This is a genomic window from Pelagibacterium montanilacus (assembly GCF_003992665.1).
Lineage (GTDB): Bacteria > Pseudomonadota > Alphaproteobacteria > Rhizobiales > Devosiaceae > Pelagibacterium > Pelagibacterium montanilacus.
The window spans coordinates 1-8,339 of sequence record NZ_RZMX01000030.1 but is presented as its reverse complement, the minus strand read 5'-3'; the positions used below and the strand labels follow the sequence as shown (position 1 = coordinate 8,339).

At 59.0% G+C, this 8,339-nt stretch carries 8 protein-coding genes and 1 pseudogene; all 9 read right to left on the bottom strand.

What is annotated here, in order from left to right:
• Positions 1–104: 104 nt before the first annotated feature.
• Positions 105–605: a ferritin-like domain-containing protein gene (locus EO136_RS10090; RefSeq protein ID WP_127144307.1), complete on the bottom strand. Its 501-nt coding sequence runs from the start codon at positions 603–605 to the stop codon at positions 105–107.
• Positions 606–1,108: 503 nt separating this feature from the next.
• A complete protein-coding gene (locus tag EO136_RS10085; RefSeq protein ID WP_127144306.1) occupies positions 1,109–1,345 on the bottom strand; it encodes a hypothetical protein in 237 nt (78 codons plus the stop codon).
• 563 nt (positions 1,346–1,908) lie between these two features.
• Positions 1,909–2,376 (bottom strand): annotated as a pseudogene (locus EO136_RS10080) (IS110 family transposase); the annotation flags it as partial.
• 116 nt (positions 2,377–2,492) lie between these two features.
• Positions 2,493–2,870: a response regulator gene (locus tag EO136_RS10075; protein ID WP_246018327.1), complete on the bottom strand. Its 378-nt coding sequence runs from the start codon at positions 2,868–2,870 to the stop codon at positions 2,493–2,495.
• Positions 2,867–4,024: a sensor histidine kinase gene (locus EO136_RS10070; protein ID WP_206513305.1), complete on the bottom strand. Its 1,158-nt coding sequence runs from the start codon at positions 4,022–4,024 to the stop codon at positions 2,867–2,869. The genes EO136_RS10075 and EO136_RS10070 overlap by 4 nt, the downstream gene beginning before the upstream one ends.
• Positions 4,025–4,185: 161 nt before the next feature.
• Entirely contained in the window at positions 4,186–4,836 is a 651-nt protein-coding gene (gene trhA / locus EO136_RS10065; RefSeq protein ID WP_127144304.1) for a PAQR family membrane homeostasis protein TrhA, read from the bottom strand.
• Positions 4,837–5,073: 237 nt separating this feature from the next.
• The gene (locus tag EO136_RS10060) at positions 5,074–5,289 is read right to left on the bottom strand and encodes a cold-shock protein (protein ID WP_127144299.1); all 216 of its coding nucleotides are present in this window, start codon (positions 5,287–5,289) and stop codon (positions 5,074–5,076) included.
• Between the two features lie 424 nt (positions 5,290–5,713).
• Positions 5,714–6,667 carry a sensor domain-containing diguanylate cyclase gene (locus tag EO136_RS10055; protein ID WP_164730524.1) on the bottom strand — a complete coding sequence of 318 codons (954 nt, stop codon included), beginning with the start codon at positions 6,665–6,667 and terminating at the stop codon, positions 5,714–5,716.
• 124 nt (positions 6,668–6,791) lie between these two features.
• The coding region (locus EO136_RS10050) for a putative bifunctional diguanylate cyclase/phosphodiesterase (RefSeq protein ID WP_127144302.1) at positions 6,792–8,339 on the bottom strand (1,548 nt) is incomplete at its 5' end.

The following is an 8,339-nucleotide window of genomic DNA, read 5'->3' as shown; positions in this document are numbered from 1 at the left end:
AGACGTCGGTGCCATCGCACAGAAGTCCACTCTACGAATGTCCATGCCATGAAAAGGGCCGTACGATTTTTCGTACAGCCCAGATTGCTCATTGCGGACAGAATTCAGGAGACGGCGTCCTTGTTGACCCCGCCCTTCATGGCGATCGCCGTCATGCGGCGGTCGCCGTCGTAAGTCTGATCGAGGCATTTTTTCAATACCGCCGCGTCACCGTCCAAACCGAGGCGGTTGGCGAAGGCGGCCAGGGTCCCGTAACCTGCAAGTGCGTAATGTACCATGCGCTGATACTGCGGGATGATGGCTGCATCGCGCACGTCAGCGTCCGTGATCTCGTCGGACAAGCCATGCGCGCGCGCTTCCTTCACGAGGCCTTCCATACCCTTGCAATGCTCGGCGTTCGGCTTGATGCCGTGGTCGTTGCACAGCTTCTCTATTTCGGCGATGCCATCGGCAATACCGTTGCCGCCATCGATCAGCGCCTCGGACAATTCCTCGTCTTGGGCGGCGCGGCCGAGTTCGGTCACGACGGGCAGGGACTGGGTGTTGGCGCTCCAGATGTCCTGCAGCTGGTCGAGGTAAATGTCTTTGAGCGAGTTCATCGCCATGCCGGTCTCCTTTATGCTTGTTAGTTCCCCAACGATTAGCCCCATGGAGAGTTCCTCTGGTCGATACGGCTTGCCTGTATCCTGTGGCCCGCCCTAGGCGCCGCATTGACCGTCAGATTACTACGATTGGTTGCGTTCGCAGTCCTTGCGGCTACGGCAGCTAGCGGCCCTGATCCGAAGGGGCTAAACGACCCGCATGGGCGCGTGTTGTTGCCTGGCGGGTTCGGGGCCGGAAGCTGTCTGTCGGCTTGTGGCAACAACGCTCAATCAGCTGCCATTCAGGGTTCGGCGCCATTTCGATCATTTCGGCTGTCCAGCGAACCATCAGGGTTCATGGCGGCGTAGTGGGGCCGCATTGCGTGCCTGTTTCCAAATCGGCGGCGGAGGACCAACCCGGCTCAACGAGCATAGGCACTCAGTCCCTCGACCAGCGCATCGAAGACGAGACGTATCGCGGTGCCCATCTTGTAGCGGACGTTCATGCGTTCTCTATAAACCAGGTTTCAGGGTCGATACGGCCTGTCGAGCAAGAAGGCCTCGTCGGTGCCATCTACCTTGAATTGGCGTTCCCCAACCATCTTAAGCGGGCGACCATCGGATAGTTGCATTCTCTTGATGCCGCCTTCTTTTCGGTCCGGGCTTTCCATTACGCCCGCGTTCTCAGATTCTTGGACCTCGTACACAGTCACCGAGGAGCCGTCTGCGGCGGTAGCTTCATAGGTGTTGAGGATCTTTTCCATGTGCCTTCTCCCGTTGTCAGCCATTGAGCCGAGACAACGGGGAACGACCCCGCCTATGCGGGGTTCCGCCCGAGCGTCCATGGGCATCGGGTATGCAGGTAGCTAGCCAGTCCAGAGCACTATGCTGGGCATCCACTCAAGCCGAGAGGCGGGCGCCTACGAGTGCGCCGTTTCTCCAGATCAAGTCACAGTCCTGCCGATACTCGCCAATGCCAAGGGTGAAAGAAGAAGGGACTTTAGCGGACGCCGGTACCTTGATCATGACGCCGGCGGGCGAAGCGTTCTCAATGAAGGCCTCGATGCAATCGGGCCCTACAACAATCACTGCAGGGCCGCGCACCGCCGGCGTTTCACGCAGTTCTGCTGGTCTTTCAACCAATGAGTCCATAGGGCTAGAATAGCATCACAGCCGTTAATGAACCGCGCCGGGACTGTCGGAGGCCATTTGGTTCAAGTTATGCGGCCATGGCCGGTTAATCCAGTGCGGCGTAGTAGTTTGCCTCGGCTTCGGCCGGCGGGGTGTTTCCGATTGGCTCGAACAGGCGCCGATTGTTGAACCAATCGCCGACCTTCAGTCCATAGCCGCGCAGGATTCCCCGGATGCTGAGCTCGACGTCAAGAAGCTTGCTCTGCAGAAGCTTGCGTCCAACAAGAAGGGCTCGGGTATCCTTGCAGGTCACCGATTTGGCATGAACCGGACGGTACCACCCCATCCGCAGCAACTGGGCGATCCCGCGTGCATCTTTCCTGTCGGTCTTTATCGTCATGGCCGAGAGCGCTGACTTCACATGCCGCGTCTCCAGTAAAACCACATCGCGTCCAGAGGCCACAAGCCCGGCATGCAGCCACTGCGACAACGGCCCGGCCTCGAGCCCAATGCGGATGACAGACAATTCCTGTTCGTCGAAATAGCGGACCAGTGCCTCCGGCTCGCTGGCGATCTTGACCTCGCGCACGATCGTTCCGGTCGCGTCAACAATGCACACGCTGCTCTCTTCCAGAGAGACATCGATTCCCACATAGTGTTCCATGGCTGTTCCTCTCATGATGCCTGGAGCCAATCACTCGGGCTCCGTTTCAACATCATCATTCTGAGGGACAGCCACCCAACTTGGCTATGCTCGCAAAGGCCGGCCCATTACGGCATCTAGGCTGAATTTTGTACCAAGGCGCGGGCGAGGTCGTGTACCGCAGCCGGCTTCTCGCAACGCGGCAGATGCGCAAAGCGTTGGGGGATGGCGTCTGCGTCGTAGCCAGTCGCGAACACGATCGGAACCGAACGGGCCAGCAAGCTATCTGCAATTGGCCAAACCATCTCACCCTTGAGATGGATGTCGAGCACCGCGCCGTGAATATCATCTTTGGTCTTGATCAACTCGCGCGCGCGGGCAAGGCTTGGAGCTGGTCCCAACACCTCGGCTCCCTCACGCCTGAGATTGCGCGCCAGGTCGTCTGCGATGGTATATTCATCCTCGATCACCAATATGCGAAGGCCCTGCAGGATGGCTGGCACTGCCTCGGTCACGGCTCCTGCTCCTCCGGCTTCAAGACAGCGAGCGGTATGGCTACTGCGCAATGCACTCCGTCGCTGGTGAACTCAAATCGGGTTTCGGCTTCGAGCTGAAAAGGCAGCGCGCGCTCGATCAACTCACGCCCGTAGCCTTGGCGCGGGGTGTTTCCCACCGGCATCTGAACACCGCTCTCGCGCCACTCGAATAATAGCCGGGGGGTATCGCCTCCGGTCAAGCTCCACGTCACCGACAGCTGACCGGAAGACTGCTTAAGAGCGCCGTATTTCACCGCATTGGTTGCAAGCTCATGCAGCGCCAGCGCTAGTATCTGCACCTTGTCGCCCGGCAGATCGACCGGTGGCCCGTCCACCTTGGCCTTGTAGGCCTGCCCATCCCCGTGCGCCTGCAACTCGGTCTGAACGAGTTCATGAAGGTCCACCGTCCAGCTCTGCGCGCGGGAAAGGAAGCCTTGTACGCGGCTGATCGCGGACAAACGGGCCTTGAAATCCTCAAGCGCCGGGCTCCCCTCGAGCGAACGCGCAGCGATTGCCTGGACGACCGCCAGGATGTTGCGGCTGCGATGCTGCAACTCGGCCAAAAGTACATTTTTCCGTGCCGCTTCCTCGCGCAACTCCATCAGGACGCGGAGCCGATCCACTGTGGCCGCGAGCAGATTGGCATAGCCGCGCAGAAAGCTGATGTCATGCTCGTCAAACTGGCGCGGCGTTCGGCTGTCCACCTGCAATATTCCATAAGGTTGGCGCTCGTGCCCGCCAAGGATGATGACGTTGACGATGGCCCTGACGCCGTTGTCGATCAGGAAGGGCGCGTACTGGAAACGTGTTTCCCTCGCGATGTCGAACGAGATCACCGGCTCACCGGTCTCAAGGGCGTGGCCCTCCGAGGACCCCTTCTCAACTGCCAGCTTGACGCGACCGACCACCCCAGGCTTCCAACCGACTCCCGCTCGCACCAGAAGGGTTCGACCGTCCGGTTGCAACTCCACCACCTTTGCAAGATCGGTGCCGAGCGCCTCACCCACCAAATGGCAGGCTTCGGTCAGGACTTCATCGAGATCTTCAGACCTCAGGGCGAGTTCGCCGAACTTGGCCAACACCGCCTGCTGGCGAAGCATTGCCTGCCGCTTGTCGCCGTTTTCACTACTCATAACCGCATATTTCCCCTGCCGCATATACCGTGACAATGATCGCCTGTCCGGCACAGCATCTAAGGAAGTATCGAAGTCGATATCAGTCGCAGGCTCGCATAGCATGAGCTAACGTGTCTAGACGCTTTAGGCGGGCGCGATGTCTCGGATTGAGTGCGCCATCAGGAGTGGACTACGAACAGCCCCATAAGTACGGCTGCCCAGTGCGTAGTAGCCGCGGCCACGACATGGCCATGCCAGATGGCTTTGGCAAACTGCAGACGTTTGTTGGTGTAGAAGAGAACACCGACGGTATAGAAGATGCCCCCGATCGCCAGGAGCCACAGCACCGTCCCAGAGGTTATATTTGCCAGAGGGATTACAGCGATGGCGCCGATCCAGGCCAAGCCTAGATATATAGACACCCAGAGCTTCTGCCCGATCGGAGGAGACAATATCTTGCCGAGCATTCCCAAGCTCGCCAGCACCCATAGACTTGTGGTCAGCCACCAAGCCCAAGCGCCCGAGAGCAAATAGGCGGTGAACGGCGTATAGGTGGCCGCGATCATCAGGAAGATGCCTACATGGTCAAGCCGGCGCAGGATAGGCTTCCATGCAGCCGTAGCGAAGTTGTAGGCGGTGGAGAATCCGAACATGGAGACGGCGCCCAGCGAGTAGATTGCGATCACGACAAGCCTACCAGGGGCTGGATCCTGAATGCTCATCCAGAGCAGGATGCCCCCGCCGACAATGGCAAGCCCTAGGCCAAGCAGATGGACAAAAAGGTCGGCGGACCGCGCTTGGGCGCTAGGGTAGTGGGGGCGCTTTGCCATGATGCATTGCTTTGGATCGGGTACTTCTCTCCGGATATAGTAAGCATGGGACCAAGATGCGACGGAACGCGCAGCTAAATGATCGGAAGCGTCAACATCTTGCTGACGGCGGAAGACCCAGGTCGCGACACGAGGATATAGCGCCTCCCGCATCTCAGTTCATGCGCAAGGACGGTCCGAGCAACAAAAAAGGCCGCCACACGGGCGACCTTTAGCTTTGTTGCAACCAGCCAGCTCTTACTGAACGAGCGTCAGGTTCACTGCGGACTGACGTCCATCGCGACCAGTTTCGACTTCGTAGGTCAGCTTGTCGTTTTCGTAGAGGCCATCAAGGCCGCCGCTCTGAACGGCACTGACGTGGACGAAATGGTCGCTACCGCCGGTTTCAGGCGTGATAAAGCCAAAACCTTTGGTGGTATTGAAGAACTTGACGGTACCGTTGACGGTGGCCATGGGGAATATCCTTTAAGCTCGGAGCCGAAGCGAAACGAGCGGTTAGCCCTCTGCAACATGCGTGAGGGCACTACAAACGTTCGCATGATAGATCAGAGAGCCAAGGACCGGCATGACCGGCAGCAGGCAGCCGACATAGGCTGAAAACGTGTAGGGATCATATCGCACACAAATGGGATTGGCACAAGCTGCGTCGCCCGACAGGAAGCAGAATGGAGGAACTCGGGTCGCCTTGGCTGTTCCTGCGTCAGCACAGGCGGGTTTGTCGAGAAAAGCATGAGGCCAGGCGAGGGTCATGCTCAGAGCCGCAACGAGGAGTTTATCCCCGCCCGCTCCTCCTGGGCGTAGCAGGCTCGATGGTGGGTTGACCCCCCTATGGGCGCAGAACCAGCTGCCGCCGGGCAGACGTCCCCTGCTCGGACGATCATGGGACGGTGGGGGGAGCAAGGCCCATCGTGGAAGCCCTGACCCGATTTCGCCCTTCGTCTTTTGCGCGATAAAGGGCACGGTCGGCCCGCCCCAGAGCATCATCTGCACTTTGATCGCCCTTGCGCAAAGACGTCACGCCGACGCTGACTGTGAGGCCAATTGGTCCAGATTTGTCACTCAGGGGAGAGGCGGCAATCAATGTGCGAAGGCGCTCCGCAACCATCATCGCACCGCACTCATCCTCGTCGGGCAGCAGGACTGCGAACTCCTCCCCACCAATCCGCGCCAACAGATCACGACGACGGATGGCGCGCTTGAACCGTTCGGCTGCGTGACAAAGGGCCCCGTCGCCAACGGCATGTCCATGGGTGTCGTTGATGGTCTTGAAGTTGTCGAGATCAATGATGAATAGGCTGGCGGGCGCGTCAAAGCGCTTGAGCCTCTCCAATGCCTTGTTTGCAGCCGCCAGAAATCTCCGGCGGTTCTTGAGGCCGGTGAGTTCGTCGGTCTCAGCCAGCTTTTTGAGATCGAACTCGAGGAGCTTGCGGGTGGTAATGTCCTGATGAGTGACCACCGCCACGCGCTCGGCATCAGGGTCAGCGATCGTGTCTGCAGGATGGAGCCGCGTCACCCGGGCAAGAAACCAGCGTCGCACCTTCGGAGAATGGCACGGATACTCGGTTTCAAATCTCTCGCGGCGGCCGAAGAGCACGTCAGCCACGTTTTGGCCGAAGCGTTGTGCTGCCTTCGCGCCCGGTCCCTTGGCGCGTCTGCAAACGTCCAAATAGTTCTCGCCGAGAAAAGCACCCCGGCCACCGTTATCACTGGAAAACCGCCGCCAGGCCTGGTTGACGGCGACGATCATACCGTTCTGGTCGACAACGCAGATGCTTGCCGTCAGTGCGTCAAGCACAGCCCCGGAAAGCTGACGTTCTGATAACCAGTCCATCCCGCAATAGCTCCTCGGTGGCCGCAAGCGTCGGGCAACCGTCGTTAAAGGTGACATTAGGAAAAATCGGCTGAACGATTGCCGTTCAATTCGAGGCTCTATGCTGTTCGAAAGCGATGTTCACTCACTTGCGCATAGGATCGGAGCTTGGCCTATTGTGCGGAAACGCCGATGAAATAGCAAACGCGGTAGCCGCGACGGGTTTGCCATAAAGGTATCCCTGCGCGTGAGGGCAGCGCCATTTCTTGAGGAGCTTTTCCTGCTCTTCGGTCTCGACGCCTTCGGCGATCACGGACAATCCGAACTTGCGCGCCAGCATCAGCACGGCTTGAACAATGGCTGCGTCCGAGCCCTTTGCGCGAACGTTGCTCACAAAGCTTCGGTCGATCTTCAACCGCGTAATGGGAAACTGCTTGAGAAAAGCCAGCGAAGCGTAGCCCGTGCCAAAATCATCAAATGCCAGGCCAACACCCATGTCATGCAGCGCATTGAGCTGATCTTTCGCGCATTCATCGTCGGCCAGCATGATGTTCTCGGTGATCTCGAGTTCGAGCTGTCGTGCCGGAAATTGCGTTAGCGAGAGTGTTGACCGGACGGTCTCGGTCAAAGGGACGGTTTTCAACTGGGCCCCGAATAGGTTGACGCCCATAAGGAACCCGCTCGCTTGCCTGTTCCATGCAGCTCCTTGTCGGCATGCGGCCTCCAGCACCCAAGTCCCCACCGGAGCGGCAAGAGAGCTGTTCTCAAGGGTTGAAAGGAAGGCGCCCGGTGCAAGAAGTCCCCGCTCGGGGTGCCTCCATCGTAGCAGAGCCTCTGCACCTACGACCTGGCGATCTTCAAGCCTGATCTGCGGCTGATAAAACACCTCGAACTGCCTGGCTTCCCACGCTTCCCGAAGATCTATCTCCAAACTTCGCCGCGCAACGGCAGCGGTCTTCAATGCCGGGACAAATGAACGTTGGCCGTCTCCACCTTCGGCCTTTGCTTCGTAAAGGGCAAGGTCTGCACTGCCGATCAGCGTCGCTGCATCATCACCGTGGCTCGGCGACATGCCGATGCCGATGCTGCAGCCGACCCAAACCAGTCTGCCGGCCAGATCAAACGGCCTGCGCAGTTCACGACGAACCACGGTCGCCAGCGCCCCCGCCCGTGAAGGATCCGTCTCGCCCGTCAAAAGAATGGAAAACTTGTCGCTGCCCAGCCGTGCAACGTTCGCCATTCCAGTCGGAACGCAACGCCGAATTCTTAGCGCAGCTTCGATCAGAACAGCGTCCCCAGCCGCATGACCCAGCTGATCGTTGACTTCCTTGAACCGGTCCAGATCAACGAGCAACACGGTCGATTGCACGCTCTGCCCGAGGGCATTGTTGAGGTTCTCGAGGAATGACGTTCTGTTGGGCAGCAGCGTGAGCTGATCGAAATGAGCCAGGTGGTGCAGCCGATCATCGTTCGCCCGCCGTTTGGATACGTCCCGCACAATTGCCCCAAAGCGCGCTTCGCCCTCTTGGGTCCACATCGACAAGGACATTTCTATTGGGAAGTGGCTGCCATCGGAATGCTGTGCTGTGACTTCTAGGACGGTGCCGACAATCCGAGGCTGACCTCCGGCCAAAAGTCTTTCCATGCCCTTGGCATGCGCGCCACGCATTGGTTCGGGAATGATCACGTCGAG

Coding starts and splice junctions, on each gene's coding strand:
- EO136_RS10090 (WP_127144307.1), bottom strand. CDS start 605: ATGGCGATGAACTCGCTCAAAGACATTTACCTCGACCAGCTGCAGGAC.
- EO136_RS10085 (WP_127144306.1), bottom strand. CDS start 1,345: ATGGAAAAGATCCTCAACACCTATGAAGCTACCGCCGCAGACGGCTCC.
- EO136_RS10070 (WP_206513305.1), bottom strand. CDS start 4,024: ATGAGTAGTGAAAACGGCGACAAGCGGCAGGCAATGCTTCGCCAGCAG.
- trhA (WP_127144304.1), bottom strand. CDS start 4,836: ATGGCAAAGCGCCCCCACTACCCTAGCGCCCAAGCGCGGTCCGCCGAC.
- EO136_RS10060 (WP_127144299.1), bottom strand. CDS start 5,289: ATGGCCACCGTCAACGGTACCGTCAAGTTCTTCAATACCACCAAAGGT.
- EO136_RS10055 (WP_164730524.1), bottom strand. CDS start 6,667: ATGGACTGGTTATCAGAACGTCAGCTTTCCGGGGCTGTGCTTGACGCA.